A 15,771-nucleotide genomic window follows, 5' to 3' on the forward strand; every position below is an offset into this window, starting at 1 on the left:
TTTCACACAAAATGGGCGTGCACACGATGCGACAATGCCCCCGTTGGGGCAAAGTCGCACGGTTTTCCGGGCTCCCGCCCCACCATTCTCAAAGCTCCCCTCGCCCGCGCATGGCTTGCCTGGCCGTCACGTAGGCTAGCCGCTCGTCTCCGGACATCCCCCGAATCCGGAATGCTCCCAAGTGACGCTCGGCACGGCGTTCGATGCCCTGCTCTTTCAGTGTCCGGTGATCAACACGTTCCGCAATGCCATTGCGTTCCAAGTGCTCGTTGATGATCTTCGCAACCATGTAACGGCTTTCAATCACGCTCTCACTGACCTGCACGTTGGTTCTTCCGCACGCATCCTTCCTGCGTCCGCCCGCTTCAGGCCTGTCAGGGTTGTACCTGCGGAACATCTGCGACGCCGGTCGATCGATCCCATCCGGCATGCGATCTGAAATCATCAAGTGCAGGTGCAAGTTGATCCCCCCTTCGAGGGATGCCTCGGGTGCATGGACCGCGAACTGATAGGGCTTCGTACCTGCCAGGTAACAAGTGAGATCGTGCACTAGGTCCCTCGACCTGCTGCCGACAAGCTCATTTGGGAGCGCAATGATGAACTCCCTGTACGCGGCACCATTCATGCGCTCGTGTGCATCCGCTGCGGCCCAGAACGCTCGAACACTACCCTCTGCCCAAGAAGGTAAATTCCCATATCCAACGTCGACCAAGTCCTCCCGTGACCGATACCTTCCTTCGCGACGTATGTAGTCGCTATGCCCTACGGCTTTGCCCTTTGCGCCAGTCTTTAGCTGTAAATGGAAGATCTTCATGATTAACCTCTATGTCGGGAATGAAAAGGCCAGTGACGTTGGTCACTGGCCTCTGTGGGATGGCTTGAAAGCTACTTAGCCTGATGAGTTTGGAGAAACGGTAAGTGCGCGCTCTGCTTCCCCCCCTCCCTTCTATTGCATGTAGTGCACGTCATTGGGGGGAGTCATGTAAGTACTAATAGCCGGCTTCTCTCATACCTTATGCACCTAGGAGTAAGAAACTACTCATCCTGCTCCGAGCAGTAGTTCAATCAGTACGCTGCAGTGACAGGCTTAGCCTCAATCAACTTCCCGGTATGAAGAACGTAGCTCACATTCTTCTCCACCGAGGGACAGCAGGTGGCATCACCCGGTCCCTGTACCAGGATCTTCATGACAACCATCCCGCCCTGCACTGCGAACTCCTGAACTCCCTCCCCATACCCTGACACAGGCAGTGAGTCCGCATACGTCAAACCATTACCTTCTTTGAGGAAGACCGCCAGGTGCGTGGCGTAACCGTTACCGCCATCAGTGGCCTGCAGTACGAACAGCACGGCCTTGTCACTGAGACCGTCGCCATTGAGGTCACCCTCTGCGAAGCGCCTAGCTTCGACGTCTTCCTCTGACTGATTGAAGATGAAAGCATCTCGAGCCAGTGCATCATTGATGACACTCTCCACCGGAGCAGCTGCAGAGGGCTCCGCTGTGATCTGCGGCTCAGCTTGCGCAGGTGCGCAGCTAACCGCTTCTGCCTGCACGGGCGTCAAACCTGCCGGCACTTCGCATCCAGCAAGGTTGATGTCACCTGCCTGGGTGAGGGTCGATTCCTTCTTGCAGCCCACCAGCGCCAGTACGGCCCACACGGCGCCTACCAACATACCTACCTTCTTCATCGTCTCTCCTGAGATCCTTTGGCAAAAATCAAAACACGCGCACGCAGCGGGCGTGCATCGGCACGCCCGCTATGTACCCTCTTTACCCCGTCAGTTTCTTTTGTCCGATCCGTCACAGACCCAGCAGTCCGGATCCAGTCCGCGAGCGATCTTGTCGGCCCGGATGCTCTCCTGCTCCGCCTGGTACTTCGCTTCGCGCTGGGCCGGCGTCAGCAGGCGTACTGCGTTGTATCGTTTCTCCGCCTCTGTAAGCAGAACTTCCTGCTTGGGCGTCAGAGCGAAATCATCGCTTTGCGAAATTGAACGATGAAGCGCCCACATCTCCGGTTCGGTCAGGTATTCGGTGCCGTCTTGCAGATAGTGCGTCTGTGAGACCAGCTTTCCACCCTCGTACAGGCCCCGCTCCGAGACGGCTCCGTTCTCCTCCCAGTAGGCTTCCCACAGCCCTACAGGCACGCTGCCTTTGAAGTTGGCCTTTACCTTGACCTGGCCGTTCAAGTAGTAGCTGATCGCTTCTCCTTCCAGACCGTTGTTCACAGCCGTGGCCTGGTAGGAGAGCTGTCCAGGCTTCTCGGCGAAGTAGATCTTGATCGGCCCTTCCACGCGCCCGTTCTGCATCGTCAGGATGACGCCAGGACTCCCTGTCTTCGTATGGAACACGGTCTCGCCATCCAGACCGCCGTCAGTCCGCTTGCCTTCGTAGGCGACGACCTGTGACTGCGGATAGCGGCAGATGTACTGGCCGCCTACCAATCCTTCTTCCACATCCACATCGCAGACATAGTTCAAGTTGCCCAGCAGTGCGGTCATGCTGGTGGTCTGATTGGTATTGAGGTTCTGAAGGATGGTTCTCAGAGAGCCCAGGAGCGGTTCGAGCTGCTTGTGCGGTACACCGGTCACCCGTCCGTCAAAGGGTTCATTGGAGCCGGATTCATAGATCTTGCCGTTACTCAGCTCTGCGTTGCGCCAGTCCAGAACTGGTTTGCTGCAGCCACCAAGAAGAAGCGCAGCCAGCATGGCTGCAACGTAATTGATACTTTTCATGGAATTCCTTGTCTGTATGTTCGGGCGGCCGACATTCGGTCGTCAGAGGTAACGAGTGACACCGTCGGCGGCCTACTTCGAAGGCAGGACGTCAGGCGATATCACGGGTTCCGACACTGGCCCGCAGCAACGAACAGCTGCTCGGCGAAGTCGGACGGTGGGTAACCCTGTCTTTTGATGGCCACCAGGCCCTGCTCGCCGTAGTGGTCCTGCAGCTTGTCGATGGCGCACCTGCAGTTGGACTTCGGTGCGCCGCTGCTCATGCAGTTGTCTATGAACTGGCCTCGGACCTTGTCCAGCTCGCTGGTACAAGCGCACAGCGCCAGCGGAATGAGAGCAACGGTGAGCATCTTTCGGATTCTTGATCCCATGCTTATCGCCTCTTCACCAGGACGAGCAGGGCAAAGATCACCACGATCCAAACCACGCCGCCGATCAGCTTTCCGAATGACGGGAAGACCACTACGGGCCAGACAAGGCCTTGCCCGAGGTTGTAGAAGAACCCCTTGTAGGCATAGCGCCCCCAGATATCGAAACATATGGCCGCGATCAGCACGGTCACGCCGTATAGGCCTATCAGGTACTTCATGTAATTCCCCTATTAGTTGAGATCAGTTGGCTTCTTGCAGGTAGTGGCTGACGGCTCTGAACAGCCGTCGCAGGTCATCGGCGTTGGGAACACTCAATGTGATGAAGGGCTCGCCATGGATTCGGATGTGCGCACCGTGGGCGGTGATCTCCGTCAGACAACCCAGTAACCGGATCTCAGCCTGCTCGAACTTGGCCTTGCACCGAATCTGGGTTTCGGTGATGAGAACGCCCTCCCTGGCACCGCCGAAGACGGTGTCGTCGATGAGCACGACAACGTCCTGGGCCCGCAGCCTCTCCCCGTAGCTGTCCAAGGCTGCCTGGAGCTTCTTCTTTGGAATATCCGGAGCCACGAACACGCGTTCAAAGGGCTCATTGCTGAACTCGAGTCCCTCCAGGGCCTGCCGAAGCGAGCGGAGAGGGGGAGGCTCTGGAGCCTTGGTTTGTGGAGCCTCTGGCTCGGGGCTGGGTCTGGCTGGGGCTCGGGAGCGGTCAAATCGCTCCCGTTCGGCCGGGTCTTTGAGGACGGCATAGGCCTTGTTGATGGCCTGCATCTTGGCCGTCGCCCATGCCACGGCAGCCTCGTCTCCTGCTGCGTAGCGATCAGGGTGGTACTGACTCCGCCGGCCCTTATAAGCCAGTTCTATCTCCCAGAGGGGTGCCCCGGGGCGTACCCCGAGGACTTCGTAGTGGTTTTCATCCGCCATCAGGCCCTCTCCTGAGGATGAGCCATCGATGTGCCTCCATTCGTTGTGCCGGCTATATCCATGGCCATAGCTCTCCCACTTCTTCCTTCCTCAACATGACTGCTCGATTCCCCACAACGCCAGTAGCGAACACAGAGCTACGTTCAAGGCTTGCAATAAACTTACGTGATACGTAGAGTCTACCCGGGGCGTAGATCATCCGTCATCCTGTTGGTATGACTACATCGGTCACCTCCTGCTAATGGCCGGCCCTGCCCTCGAACCCCGAGGCGTAGTGGCTGCGCGCCTGCGCCAAGCCCGACTGCTTCGAGGGCTTAGCCAACGCGAAGTCGGAGTTCGAATGGGACTTGATAAGGACACTGCCTCGGCACGCATAAGCCGCTACGAGAGCGAGTCCATGGCCATAAGCTTGGAATCACTATTTTCGTTGGCTGACGCTCTTCAAGTGCCGGCCGCGTATTTGCTGGCGTCATCGGCAGCTATGGCAGACGCTATCCTTTTGATAGGTGATGAAAGCGAAGTACAGCAGGCTCGTCTCGCTCAGGCCTTGGCCGCTCTTGCTAGCCTTCCAGCAGTACGCCGGAAGGCACTACTCGAAGAGATCTTGGGTAAGCCGGGCATCTAGCCCTTCTTCTAGTTTCAGGGCCTTCACCAAGTATCGGCCTGCCATTCGCCGTAGACGTTCCGCAGCCTCTCTAGCCCGCGCCTTCGTGCGCCAGTTTCCGTCGGTAGCTGAGCGCTCTACCTCCCGTGCCTGTCGGTCTAGATCAGCCGCTTTGGCACGAGCCAGCGCTGCCCTGGTCATTGACCAGGACATATCTGTTTCCTTCATGCTGTTCTCCTAGGTATCCGGGCCTTAGATCTGCCCGAGCTGAGCCATCGAGGTGCCTTGGCTCGCCGACACCACAAGATGGTCGACGACCCTCACCTCCACCATCGCCAGTACTTCCTTCAATCGCCTGGTGATGGCTCGATCCGCTTCTGATGGCTCGCAATGCCCGCTGGGGTGGTTGTGAGCCAGCAGGACCGCCGCCGCGTTCAGGGCCAAGGCACGTTGAACGAGAATCCGCGGATGGATCTCAGCACCATCTATAGAGCCTGAGAACAGCCGTTCTACGGCGATCAGGCGGTTACGGGCATCGAGGAACGCCACCTCGAAGTGCTCGCGGATCTCATGCCCTAGACGCAGACGGAAAAACCTTTCGGCAACATCCGGATCTCCCAATAGAAGGCCACTGACCATTGCTCTGCTCTCAAGAATTTCCAATGCTTGGGAAAGGACGGAACTGTCACGTTCGTTCAAACCGCCAGGTAGCTTTTCCAGGCGCTGCTTGTGCGGCGAGACGTTCATGCGGCTTCCCCTAGCAGTTCCTTCCAAGCCTTCTGCTTTAGCAATGCTCCTTGGCCGAACCAAGCCGCATCCAAGCGATTCTCCGTACTCTGTGCCCGCCGATGATGGTCCACGAATTCAGTGATGCTGTTTAGGAGACCGAAGGCGGTGCCCTTGCTGGTCTTCAAGCTAGCTCCCCTACCCTGCCCGTCATACAGCGCCCGCACCTTGGCAACAGCCTGCTCATTCACTACAGGCTTCCCATTCTGAGCAGCCGGATACGTAAGCAAATTCCGCAGAACCCCATCGACCGAATCAGGGTTCACAGGTGTCTCACAGAGGATCCGCATCCGCTCCACGAAGCCATGCCAGCCCTCAACAGCGATACCCAGCTGGCTTTTGACCCTGTCAGCATCGAAAGCACTGCGATGCGGGACCTTGATGGCTCCGGTTCGATCCCCAACAGCGATCTGGAGGGTGTTGTTACACACCACGCGAACTGAGGTGAACTGGGCGGTGGTAGCCAGCGTCCCGTCACAGGCCGTAGCCAGAAGAAGGTAGCCATTGACCTGATCCTGTCCCTTTAGGGCTACACCCTGCCCAATACGGGCCAATGCCCAGAACTTCCGCCCTCCACGAAGCACGCCTGCCGTTTCCAGCTCGAAACCGCTGTAGCGCGTCAGGTCGCGGTAGAACTCCAGGATCTCCCGCGGCTGAACTACTTGATAGCGCTTGGACACCACGGCCAGCGGTCGCTTCGTGTCAGAGCGATAAAGCACCTTTTGCCCGGGGAATGCCCGCACCGGATACTGATCTTCGGCCTCGGCGGCGAATCGCACTTCAGCCTCCTCCAAGGACCAGTTCATGCCAGCGCGTTCGCGCCATACTTCGATGGACTGGCCTGGGGCCAACTGGCTTCCGATGCCATGCCATGGAACTTGGCCTGCATAGGCCATGGTTTCAACGTGATGCATCTCGGTCTCCTTTCATAGACGTCATAACGCACAAGGCCCGGACAGTGCCGGGCCTTGCGGGTCTATCTAGATTGTTGATTTAGTCGTAGGAATCGCGGCCGAACTGGTCGGGGCGGGTGAACGAACAACGGGCTACGGCCGACAAGATGGCCGCAGCCACAATGAAGACGCAGTAGAGGAACTCGGATTTATCTTTCATGCTTAGTACTCGAAGCGATACGCCAATGCGGGGCGCACACGCAAAGCAGGAGGATCCTGCTTCAACGTAGTACTAAGGGTCTGAAATAAGTTTCAATCAAAGGCAGCTTCTCGATGAGGCCCAACACTCAAGCTCGACACGCCGAAGGGCAACTCCCGGCCAGAAGCAAAAATCCGCGACACTCCAACCAAGCCGAACCGCTAAAGGAGATTCATCCCAAGCGCATCATATTTCGGGATGGGAAGTCGCCGCACTTTCAACTGCACGCTGCACCGACTGTGTCGTGCGAAAGTCGAACTCTGCAGGAGCCACCGCGATGCAATTGAGCTGGCGCTCTAGGTCACGAAGCCGGTTGGGGCCGCCCTGAGTGGAATCTAGAAAGACCCGAACAACGTGCGGATTCTGCAGCAGCTCTCTGATGACCGACGCAAACATTGACTTCCGAGCAAGATGCAAGTCTTGAGCGTCCTCTATAAATGCGGCATTCCAACTAATGAATGCTTCGTTCGGGAATTGCCCCGGCGGTGCGGAAGCAATAGTTGCCATCATCTGGTTGTACAGCGCTGCCAGATAGCCCCACTGTGCTGCGAACCTGGTGTAAAACGCCGCGTACGCACCGGCAAAGACGGCACCAAACCATGGAATCATTTGCCCAATCTCGACCTTGAGCTGAGCTGCAGAAAAAACAAGCTCCGTACCGGCCGCAAAGTACGACTTGATCGGGAGCACGAGCATACAAATTAGTGATGTCACCCACAGCGACCGCAACAGTACAGCCGTGCCGCCGTTGGGGCTGTTCCGTAGAAAAAATTCACCTGAAAGAAAACTCACTATCGACATAGTCTTTTCTCCCGCCAAACCATTTGATGGACGCCCCTGGGATTTTGGTTGTGCCACTTACGCCCCTTAGTCGGGGTCGCCCCCCAGTAAAGCTCGATACTAGGCGGATTGTTACTGTACACAATCCGCTGCACCGCCTGAACATGACTAGCCTCGAGCCGAAGGGTCGTAAGCCGCCGTTGTCATATCGATGAGGAAATGAACAGAAGTGCGCGTTCGCTTCCGGCCAGTAGCGGACATGCTCCGGAATGCTGGCCGTGTACAAAACGGAGGGCGACTCAAAGCGCCGTGTACACAAAAGCCTGCGCACGCTCTCTTGAGCGTAACTCCGCAGAGCGACCAAAGCGTCACCGAGCCCTCTAGGTAGTGAGTGCGGAGCAGTTCGCCGTCTAAGCAAAGGCGCAACTGCCTGAAGACGATTGAGTCCCGCCAATGAGCCCAAGCGCCCCTTGGAGAACCCCGGGAGGACGACGAGTACACTGAGTACGCAGAGTACGCGAGGACGGAGAGCACACCTCGGCAGGGGTAGACAATTGATATTAATAGTAATTATCAAGAAAAATGCGCGGAAACGCGCATATCAACAACTCGTAATTCGCTGGATACTGCATGTACGGCACACCTGCCGTAACCTTCAGCTATCTAAACCGCCCAATTACGCGCGTCTAGTTCCCTTGCTCTTCGGAGCCTGAAGACGCAAATTGGCCACCAGTTGATAGGGAATTGCTCGATGTCCACGATGAAGCAAGCAGTGGCACGGCGCGCAAAGATGTCGGAGCGCGCCGAGCATCAACGGCAAATCCACTTCGCTGGAGTGGATGACGCCTGGATATGGAATCGCAAGAAGAACAATGGCTTTTCAACTGTACCGAGGACGCTGCCGATTGCCATGCAGGCAGCGGACGAACAATCTAAAGGCCAGCCACCCGGCCATGTTCTTTTTTGCCTTTGGGCGCGAGCGCCAGATCACCCGGTTCTTGTAATCGACAATCCGATCACGTTCGCCGCAGAAGCAGGCTTCACCGGACCGCGGGCAGTAGACACCTGGCGACGGCGCATGAAGCGGCTGCAGGAACTGCAGCTAATCGTGGCAAAAGCCGGACCGGCAGGTGATTTCCACTACGTTCTGCTAACGAATCCAAACTCTGCCGTTGAATGGATGAGATCAAATGGAAAGATCCAAGACGTGCTCTATGGCCGCTTCTGGGATCGACTGTCCGAGGTCGGGGGGCTCAGTGAGATAGACGCAATTCGCGCTCACTGGACTCAGGAGGCAGCAAAAGTGAATGGGCCTCCGAGCCTCCCACCGCCACCTCCACCGCTACCGACCGATGCCACAACTGAATCAGCCCCTACGAAGGTGAAGGCACGGAAGAGCAAACCCAAGAACGTAGCGAAGTGATGCCCAGCACATGCCAAGGAGGAACCATGCTTAAGACAACAGTGATCGGCATTCGTCGCCAGTTCGCCCGGCGGATGCCGTGAAAAAAGACCCCCGATCAGCCTCGTTTCTCAGGCCAGACTGATCGGGAGTCATGGTGGGCACCCTCAAGTGCCCTGAGCAGGGATTCCCTTGCCCAGGGTTCAATTGTAACGCGGCCGCGCCCTTTAACACATGACTGGGGCAACAGCCAATTAGCCGACCTCGGCTGAGGAAAAAGCAATGACCAAGAAGCCCTCCAACTCCGGCCAGCCCTGGACCCCTGCGCAGGTCAAGGAACTCAAAGACCTTGCATCAGGGAACACCCCCACCCGGGTCATTGGCCTGAAAATGGGGCGCTCGCCCGAGGCAATCTACGGCCAGGCGAGTAAGGCGGGTATCTCGCTGAAGCCCACCAATCAGGCTCCCTACGGCACCAAGAAGCCAAAGTGAGTTAGCGCTTCATTGGCACCAACTTCAGAAGCCCCGCATTGCGGGGCTTCTACCTTCTCACCCAAGAAACGCTTGTAACTTCTCGTTCGGATGAGATGCTTTCCAAGTCGTGTATACGGAAGTCCCTTCCCACAGCGCAGGCAGATTTTTGTGTGAACGGATCCGTTTATACTACTTATCCATAAACCACCACTTAGTTGATCCCCCGTGGTGCGACTCGTTCTTAGGGTAGCTGGATCCGGCCAACAAGCCAGTGTTTAACCGAACTCAGCGGTAGGATAGGCAACCGCACAAGTGTCCACTTTGGGTCGCTTAATGTCCCGCGGCCAAGAGCCGACATCCCCGAATGGCGGCCACGTACGAGCTCGAGGGCGACTCAAAATACCGTCCACAAAAAATCTGCACACGCTCCCGCCCCAACACGCACAGCGTGAATGAAATCATCTCCAGTCTCTTAAGACTAGGAGACGAGCCAACAGCAGTAGTAGCATTGGGTTAACTTAATCACTTGGTTACGTTCAGCTGCCTGATGACGAAATCCATCCAGGTTATTTCTGCATCTAAGTTCGCAACTACTTTCAGCCTCCGACCCGAGCTCCATGCATGGCTTCTCGGTGCCGGCGCCTCTGCGGCCTCGGGCATTCCGACCGGCTATGACATGATCCTGGACTTCAAGTCCAGGCTCTACTGCCAAGAGACCCGATTCCCTCGCCGCAACGTGGATCCGAGTGATCCACTATGGGTTCAGCGCATCGACGAGTTCTTCTCTCGCACCCCTCTACTTCCGCCTCCGAACGATCCAACCGAGTATGCGGCCGCGTTCGAGGCGATTTATCCGCAAGAGACTCATCGACGGCAATACATCGATGACGCCATCAGCAAAGGGACACCCTGTTTTGGGCACCGGATGCTGGCCGGTCTAATAACGGCCGCAAAGACCCCATGCGTCTTTACGACGAACTTTGATTCCCTAATTGAAGAATCCAGCCTACTGGCGGCATCGCTAATGTCTCCTGGCACCGCAGCCAAGCCGACGGTTGCGACTCTAGACTCTGCCAACCTGGCTACGCGCTGTCTGGATGAGTCTGATTGGCCCCTCATCACCAAGCTTCATGGCGACTACCGTTCAACATCCCTGAAGAACACCACAAGCGAGCTGGCTTCCCAAGACCATGACCTGCGCCGGGCCATGGTTGAAGCCTGCAAGCGATTCGGTCTGGTCGTCGTTGGCTACAGCGGCCGCGATTCCTCCGTGATGGAGGCACTTGAGTCCGTCCTGACCTACGAGAACCCCTTCCCCAGCGGTCTCTATTGGTGCGCGTCTTCCCGCTCCAAGCTCCTACCAACTGTGAGTGATTTCCTGAAAAAGGCTGCCTTTGCGGGCGTCAATGTCTTCATCATCGAGTCCGCCACGTTCGACGAATTGGCCGGCGACCTGCTCAATCAAATCAGCCTTCCAGCCCCGCTGCTGGACCATGTTCTATCGTTCCAGCCTGTCCAGCTCGCAGCCCCCATCCCCGTGCGCACGGCGGAAGCCCGGAAGTTCCCCGTGCTGCGCCTCTCCGCGTTGCTCGTGGAGAGTCTCCCCACCACAGCCAGAAAAATGACCCTGGGTCATCCATCCTCCATTTTTGAGGTGCGGGAAATGCTCAAGGCCAGCAAGTGCCGGGCAGCGGTGGCAATGGTTGGAAACGAGCTCGCAGCCTTCGGCAAAGACGCTGAGATCCTCGCGTCATTGCACAGCCTGAAGCCAGTGCTAAACGGGCATTGGGCACTGGATCCCATCCAAGAAAGTTGGGCGCTAGGACTCATCTACGATGCCCTTCTGCGTGCTTTGGCTCGGCGGCGACCGCTGATTCCCAGACTGAAACGTTCTGGGCACTCCCTTTTTGTTGCCAGCGCGAGAGACGGCGAAACCGACGAGCAGCGACATCGCCGCGAAAGCCAATTATCCAAGCTCAGAGTCGCCTACGGAAGCGAGCTCACGGGGACCAAGTTTGGTCGCAACTACAACGAAGCCATTTCGATTCGGCTCGAGGAGATTGAGGGACGCTGGTGGTGCACGTTTGACCCCTACACCGCCGTGGAGGTGCCGCGTGATGAGCGGACTGCTCCTTCAGACGCAGCCGAGAGCGACCCTCTGGCTTGGTCGTCGCAGCGCCGGCCAGATCCGACTGCTGACTGGAGAAGAGAGCTGTGGGCCACCAAATACAACGGCGCTTGGGCCAACATCATCGAGGCGTGGGCGAGCTTGCTCACGTCTCCACGGGGGATAACCTTTCAAGCGTTCGGAATCGAAGATCAAGAGGGAGTCGACGCGGCTTTTCGCATTTCACCGCTCACCGGCTTCAGTCGCCCTGGACATCAAGACAAATACTTTGACCGGAGACAGTGATGGTAGATGTTTCTCGCTCGCAGCTACCGCCGCTGTCCTTGCTTTCGGAACCGGAGCTGGCCTTTTCTCCTGAGCACTCCGGGTGTCGAGACGTCCACCCCCTTCGCGGGCTGGCGCACTATGGCCCCTTCTCGTCCCAGACATTCAGCCAGTTCACGCCCACCGTTCGCATTGCCACAGTGGGCCCGGCAAGTACGTTCAGGACTCGAGGGGCGCTTATGGCATCGCTGAAGGAGCAACATGCAGCCAGCGATAGAAGCGGCTACGCCCCAGATTTCCCAGGCTTCGCCAGCGTCTTCGGCGTGGACTTGGCTTCCTCTGACAAGGCCAACCACATCCGTTGGCCCGACGCCATCAACGATCTTCCAGGATCGGGACCACCTCAGCAGCGCCTCGTGACCGCCTTCGATGCAGCCCTCTCGCAACTAAGCGCAAGACATGAGCAGTTTGATGTGGTCCTGGTTCATCTCCCAGAAGCGTGGCTTCCTCACACGGCCGGGGACGGTTTTGACGCGCACGATGTCCTCAAAGCATTGGGAGCAAAGCACGGCATCCCAACCCAAGTGGTCAACGACCGGACCTTCAGCTTCTCAAACAGAGCTCAGCTGGCTTGGAGACTGTCGATCGCGCTCTATGTCAAAGCCGGAGGCATTCCTTGGAAGCTCGCCCCTCTGGCGGGAGTGCCTGCGGATACTGCCTACATCGGTTTGGCATACGCGCTGAAGAAGGTCAACGACGAAACCCACTTTGTCACCTGCTGCTCGCAGGTGTTCGACATGGACGGGGGCGGCATGCAGTTTGTGGCGTTCGAAGCCAAAGATCCCGTCAAGGACGTGCGCGAAGCACGAAGGAATCCTTTCTTATCACGAGAAGACATGCGAGCGGTCATTGCCCGCAGTCTGTCGATCTACCAACAGCGCAATGGAGGCATTCTTCCCCGGCGAATGGTCATTCACAAGAGCAATGCGTTCAAGGAAGACGAAGTTCTGGGTGCTCGCGATGCGTTGACCGCCGTCCCCGAGGTAGAGTGCATTGAGATCAGCTCCAGACCGACTTGGCGGGGCGTATGGTTGGTCAAATCCTCTGGCGGCACCGCGCCCACCCGACCCGCCAGATACCCGGTGCCGCGAGGCACTTTTGTTCCCCGGTCTGGCACGTCTGCTCTTCTCTGGGCCGCTGGCAATGTTCCAGATGTCTCAAGCAAGTCAGACTACTACCAGGGCGGGAAGAGCATTCCCCGACCACTCCTGCTGACCCGTCACGCGGGAACTGGGCCGCTAGAAACGATCGCTCACGAAACGCTGGCGCTGACGAAGATGGACTGGAACAACGACGCGCTCTACGACCCAGTGCCTGTCAGCATCCGCTACTCCCAGAAGCTCGCTAGGACCATCTCCAACGTCCAAGATCTTCCTGGAAATAGTTATCCCTACCGACTGTTCATGTGATCCCAACTCTCAACAACAGAAAAAGGAGCTCAACGTCACGATCGGCAAGATGTAGGAAGCTTTCATCGAAAAGCAGTCTGGGGAAGTGAAAGGCCCCTACCAAGCCACCTTTGCAGGAACCACCGTAATCTTGAAGGACCCGACCGCAGACGTGGACTCTGGCGACTACGTGACCCGAGCGCTTTCAAGCGGTAAAGCTGAGCGTTCCTACATCCAGAACGCCACCTTCTATGACGTCGGCATCGGTGGCATTGCGCCACACTTTCAACTCAAGATTGGCACTCCCCCTCACTTCAGTCGCGCTCGCACTCCATCCAAATTGGCAACCACAACACTCAGAACGTCGTGAATTCAGCCCAAACGCTCGCCCATGCGATCGAGGCCTCAAGCGGAACCGAGGACCAAAAGGTAGACGCAGAATCCAGGCTGGCCAAACTTCTTGAGCACCCAATCCTAGCAAACGTGCTGGGCGGCCTCGCTGGAGCGGCCGCCAGATCAACCCCGATTTTCGGACAACGTGGCATCTAGAGCAGGCATTGGCTACGGGTTTTCTTTATTGTGAATCCGCGCACATCGCCAACTCTTGCCGATGCGGAAACAGCTGTTTGGATGAGTATCTATTCCACCGCGCCAAGAAGCACTATGCCATCCCCTCAACTTCGAATCGCGTCAAGGCTTCTGGGGCATCAGCCTTGGCAAACACTGACGAGAGAACTCCCTGAGCGCAAGGAGGAAGTCCAGCAGGCGGGGAATGTCGCTAGCGCGCTACTACAACTGTCACGGGACATCGAACCGTAGGTCAGTGACTGGTCAACCCATTCACACAAGACTTTGGACAAGCCCCTTCATCAGGCGCACCGAGAGACAGACTTATCAGTTGGTTGGCGAGGATTGGAATTCTGAAACTGCAAGGAGACCTTGCGATCCATCCTGGAAGGTATGGTCAGCACAGAGCACACGATCACCACGAGTGAATTCCCAAACCTCGTCCAGATCCTGCCACTCATCAATGATTTCAAACACGTGATCGGAGATTCGCTTAGCATCCACCGGGCGGAACACTTCGACGCCCTCATTGACCAACCGAACAAAAACAATCATCTAAAACTCCGACAGACCACTGGTCGAGTTGCGCAACGCGGCATTGGGCACAGATCTTTCTTCTAAGCTCGCAGCTTGTCCAAATAGTCTGCCCATTCCTGCATCATCTTGCGGCGCTCGCCCAAGTGAGCAGTGCGGTTGTAGGCACGTCCATTGGGATCACGAACCGCATGAGCAAGTTGATGCTCGATGTAGTCGGGGCGGAACCCTAGTATCTCATCAAGAATAGTCCGCGCCATTGCACGGAACCCATGCCCCGTCATGGTTTTTGAGTCAAACCCCATCCGGCGTATGGCCGCGTTTATCGTGTTCTCGCTCATCGGACGTCCTTTGCCATGAAGGCTCGGGAAAACGTACTGGCCTCGTCCGGTGAGAGGGCGCAGCTCAGTGAGAACTTCAATTGCTTGCTTGGACAACGGAACAATGTGGGGTGTGTCGGTCTTGGTAGCGACATACCTCCACTCCGCTGCATCAAGGTCGATATCTGCCCAGCGTGCGCTACGCAGCTCGCCGGGGCGAGGAAATAGCAAGGGCGAGAGCTTCAACGCGGCGGTTACTATGGCACTACCTTCGTACCCCCAAATGGCACGTAGAAGCGGCGCAACCGCGGATGGCTCCGTCAAGCTAGCGAAGTGCTTCGTCTGAGGCGCTTCCAACGCGCCGATCAGGTCCACAGCAGGATTTCGCTCTGCCCTACCTGTAGCGATTGCGTACCGGAAAACCATTCCTGCAATGCCACGCGCTCGATGCGCCGTCTCCACCGCCCCCCTCTTCTCCATCTTTCGCAGCACTGCGAGCAGTTCGACGGCGGAAATTTCATTGATCGGCCTATCGCCAATGTAAGGATTGAGATCCTTCTCAATGATCCTTCCGTTCCTTACAGCCGTAGATTTCGCGTTCTTCTTGGTTCGCATAGCGAGAAGCTCCAGCGCAATCGCGCCAAAGCTGTTCTCAGAGCCTCCGCTGCGAACCAGCTTTTCGAGCTTCCGCTGCTCGCCAGGGTCAATGCCGTTAGCCAAGGTCTTTCGTGCCGCCATGTGCTTCTCACGGGCTTCAGCCAAGCTCACCTCGGGGTATGAACCCAAGGCCAGCCGCTTTTCCTTTCCAGCAACGCGATACTTCCACCGCCACAGCTTGCCACCCGAAGGGCTGACCTCGAGGTATAGCCCTCCGCCATCGAAGAGTCGCTGGGGCTTCTCGGCAGGTTTGGCTTTACGTACTTGGATGTCAGTCAGGGCCATTGGGGGCATGTCCGTATTTCGGGGGTCGGGATGCCCCCGAAGTTGCCCCCGGATGACCCGGATTGCAATAGATGCCCCCGGACCTGATTGGACTACGGATAAAGAAAAACCCCAGATTTCTCTGGGGTTTTGGACATCCTGAGACATGCTCGGACTTCAATCTGGCGCGCCCGGAGGGATTCGAACCCCCGACCAATGGCTTCGGAAGCCACTACTCTATCCGGCTGAGCTACGGGCGCATTGTGCTCCGGCCGGCTGAGCCGGGCGGACGCGCATTCTAACGGCAAAAGCGGCCGCAGGTCTGCCCCCACCTTTGGATTGCTGTAGTTGGGCGGGAAAAAC

16 protein-coding genes and 1 tRNA gene are annotated in these 15,771 nt (G+C 57.3%); 5 read left to right on the forward strand and 12 right to left on the reverse strand.

Features of this window, described 5'->3' with window-relative positions; all coding sequences use genetic code 11:
• Positions 1-88: 88 nt before the first annotated feature.
• From ACVOLZ_RS01805 to ACVOLZ_RS01830, 6 genes are all read right to left on the reverse strand, one after another.
• Entirely contained in the window at positions 89-814 is a 726-nt protein-coding gene (locus ACVOLZ_RS01805) for a MobA/MobL family protein (RefSeq protein WP_062171262.1), read from the reverse strand.
• A gap of 251 nt (positions 815-1,065) precedes the next feature.
• Positions 1,066-1,689, reverse strand: coding sequence for a hypothetical protein (locus ACVOLZ_RS01810; protein WP_062171259.1), 624 nt, complete (start codon positions 1,687-1,689; stop codon positions 1,066-1,068).
• 90 nt (positions 1,690-1,779) lie between these two features.
• Positions 1,780-2,733, reverse strand: coding sequence for a toxin-antitoxin system YwqK family antitoxin (locus tag ACVOLZ_RS01815; protein WP_062171257.1), 954 nt, complete (start codon positions 2,731-2,733; stop codon positions 1,780-1,782).
• 101 nt (positions 2,734-2,834) lie between these two features.
• Positions 2,835-3,083: a hypothetical protein gene (locus tag ACVOLZ_RS01820; protein ID WP_231732422.1), complete on the reverse strand. Its 249-nt coding sequence runs from the start codon at positions 3,081-3,083 to the stop codon at positions 2,835-2,837.
• A 23-nt stretch (positions 3,084-3,106) separates the two neighbouring features.
• Entirely contained in the window at positions 3,107-3,322 is a 216-nt protein-coding gene (locus tag ACVOLZ_RS01825) for a hypothetical protein (protein WP_062168854.1), read from the reverse strand.
• A 22-nt stretch (positions 3,323-3,344) separates the two neighbouring features.
• Positions 3,345-4,028: a J domain-containing protein gene (locus tag ACVOLZ_RS01830; RefSeq protein WP_062171253.1), complete on the reverse strand. Its 684-nt coding sequence runs from the start codon at positions 4,026-4,028 to the stop codon at positions 3,345-3,347.
• Positions 4,029-4,269: 241 nt separating this feature from the next.
• On the opposite strand from ACVOLZ_RS01830, the gene ACVOLZ_RS01835 reads away from it, so the two are divergent.
• Positions 4,270-4,653: a helix-turn-helix domain-containing protein gene (locus ACVOLZ_RS01835; protein WP_062171252.1), complete on the forward strand. Its 384-nt coding sequence runs from the start codon at positions 4,270-4,272 to the stop codon at positions 4,651-4,653.
• Positions 4,654-4,884: 231 nt separating this feature from the next.
• Here ACVOLZ_RS01835 and ACVOLZ_RS01840 read toward each other — a convergent pair whose 3' ends face one another.
• The 3 genes from ACVOLZ_RS01840 to ACVOLZ_RS01850 all read right to left on the reverse strand — a co-directional run bounded on the left by ACVOLZ_RS01840 (position 4,885) and on the right by ACVOLZ_RS01850 (position 7,371).
• Positions 4,885-5,379 (reverse strand): JAB domain-containing protein, encoded by a 495-nt coding sequence (locus ACVOLZ_RS01840; protein WP_062171250.1) that lies wholly within the window; start codon positions 5,377-5,379, stop codon positions 4,885-4,887.
• On the reverse strand, positions 5,376-6,332 hold the full coding sequence (locus ACVOLZ_RS01845; protein WP_481514831.1) for a DUF932 domain-containing protein: 957 nt from the start codon (positions 6,330-6,332) through the stop codon (positions 5,376-5,378). Before ACVOLZ_RS01845 ends, ACVOLZ_RS01840 begins: the two co-directional genes overlap by 4 nt.
• Before the next feature lie 424 nt (positions 6,333-6,756).
• Complete coding sequence (locus tag ACVOLZ_RS01850) at positions 6,757-7,371, reverse strand: hypothetical protein (protein WP_156455935.1); 615 nt, start codon at positions 7,369-7,371, stop codon at positions 6,757-6,759.
• Between the two features lie 730 nt (positions 7,372-8,101).
• Between ACVOLZ_RS01850 and ACVOLZ_RS01855 the strand changes: the two genes are divergently transcribed.
• The 4 genes from ACVOLZ_RS01855 (at position 8,102) to ACVOLZ_RS01870 (ending at position 13,087) form a co-directional block, all read left to right on the forward strand.
• Positions 8,102-8,773, forward strand: coding sequence for a hypothetical protein (locus tag ACVOLZ_RS01855; RefSeq protein WP_156455934.1), 672 nt, complete (start codon positions 8,102-8,104; stop codon positions 8,771-8,773).
• A gap of 261 nt (positions 8,774-9,034) precedes the next feature.
• Entirely contained in the window at positions 9,035-9,244 is a 210-nt protein-coding gene (locus ACVOLZ_RS01860) for a hypothetical protein (protein ID WP_062171244.1), read from the forward strand.
• Between the two features lie 529 nt (positions 9,245-9,773).
• Complete coding sequence (locus ACVOLZ_RS01865; protein WP_231732421.1) at positions 9,774-11,639, forward strand: SIR2 family protein; 1,866 nt, start codon at positions 9,774-9,776, stop codon at positions 11,637-11,639.
• A 218-nt stretch (positions 11,640-11,857) separates the two neighbouring features.
• Positions 11,858-13,087, forward strand: a complete 1,230-nt coding sequence (locus ACVOLZ_RS01870) for an argonaute/piwi family protein (protein WP_231732420.1) — start codon at positions 11,858-11,860, stop codon at positions 13,085-13,087.
• Between the two features lie 873 nt (positions 13,088-13,960).
• On the opposite strand, the gene ACVOLZ_RS01875 is transcribed toward ACVOLZ_RS01870, so the two are convergent.
• The 3 genes from ACVOLZ_RS01875 to ACVOLZ_RS01885 all read right to left on the reverse strand — a co-directional run bounded on the left by ACVOLZ_RS01875 (position 13,961) and on the right by ACVOLZ_RS01885 (position 15,668).
• The gene (locus tag ACVOLZ_RS01875; protein ID WP_156455933.1) at positions 13,961-14,188 is read right to left on the reverse strand and encodes a hypothetical protein; all 228 of its coding nucleotides are present in this window, start codon (positions 14,186-14,188) and stop codon (positions 13,961-13,963) included.
• A gap of 62 nt (positions 14,189-14,250) precedes the next feature.
• A complete protein-coding gene (locus ACVOLZ_RS01880) occupies positions 14,251-15,429 on the reverse strand; it encodes a tyrosine-type recombinase/integrase (protein WP_062171238.1) in 1,179 nt (392 codons plus the stop codon).
• 162 nt (positions 15,430-15,591) lie between these two features.
• Positions 15,592-15,668 (reverse strand) — tRNA-Arg (locus tag ACVOLZ_RS01885).
• Positions 15,669-15,771 lie beyond the last annotated feature (103 nt).

Source organism: Stenotrophomonas sp. STEN020, assembly GCF_056760195.1.

Coding starts and splice junctions, on each gene's coding strand:
- ACVOLZ_RS01805 (WP_062171262.1), bottom strand. CDS start 814: ATGAAGATCTTCCATTTACAGCTAAAGACTGGCGCAAAGGGCAAAGCC.
- ACVOLZ_RS01810 (WP_062171259.1), bottom strand. CDS start 1,689: ATGAAGAAGGTAGGTATGTTGGTAGGCGCCGTGTGGGCCGTACTGGCG.
- ACVOLZ_RS01815 (WP_062171257.1), bottom strand. CDS start 2,733: ATGAAAAGTATCAATTACGTTGCAGCCATGCTGGCTGCGCTTCTTCTT.
- ACVOLZ_RS01820 (WP_231732422.1), bottom strand. CDS start 3,083: ATGCTCACCGTTGCTCTCATTCCGCTGGCGCTGTGCGCTTGTACCAGC.
- ACVOLZ_RS01825 (WP_062168854.1), bottom strand. CDS start 3,322: ATGAAGTACCTGATAGGCCTATACGGCGTGACCGTGCTGATCGCGGCC.
- ACVOLZ_RS01830 (WP_062171253.1), bottom strand. CDS start 4,028: ATGGCGGATGAAAACCACTACGAAGTCCTCGGGGTACGCCCCGGGGCA.
- ACVOLZ_RS01835 (WP_062171252.1), top strand. CDS start 4,270: ATGGCCGGCCCTGCCCTCGAACCCCGAGGCGTAGTGGCTGCGCGCCTG.
- ACVOLZ_RS01840 (WP_062171250.1), bottom strand. CDS start 5,379: ATGAACGTCTCGCCGCACAAGCAGCGCCTGGAAAAGCTACCTGGCGGT.
- ACVOLZ_RS01845 (WP_481514831.1), bottom strand. CDS start 6,332: ATGCATCACGTTGAAACCATGGCCTATGCAGGCCAAGTTCCATGGCAT.
- ACVOLZ_RS01850 (WP_156455935.1), bottom strand. CDS start 7,371: ATGTCGATAGTGAGTTTTCTTTCAGGTGAATTTTTTCTACGGAACAGC.
- ACVOLZ_RS01855 (WP_156455934.1), top strand. CDS start 8,102: ATGTCCACGATGAAGCAAGCAGTGGCACGGCGCGCAAAGATGTCGGAG.
- ACVOLZ_RS01860 (WP_062171244.1), top strand. CDS start 9,035: ATGACCAAGAAGCCCTCCAACTCCGGCCAGCCCTGGACCCCTGCGCAG.
- ACVOLZ_RS01865 (WP_231732421.1), top strand. CDS start 9,774: ATGACGAAATCCATCCAGGTTATTTCTGCATCTAAGTTCGCAACTACT.
- ACVOLZ_RS01870 (WP_231732420.1), top strand. CDS start 11,858: ATGGCATCGCTGAAGGAGCAACATGCAGCCAGCGATAGAAGCGGCTAC.
- ACVOLZ_RS01875 (WP_156455933.1), bottom strand. CDS start 14,188: ATGATTGTTTTTGTTCGGTTGGTCAATGAGGGCGTCGAAGTGTTCCGC.
- ACVOLZ_RS01880 (WP_062171238.1), bottom strand. CDS start 15,429: ATGGCCCTGACTGACATCCAAGTACGTAAAGCCAAACCTGCCGAGAAG.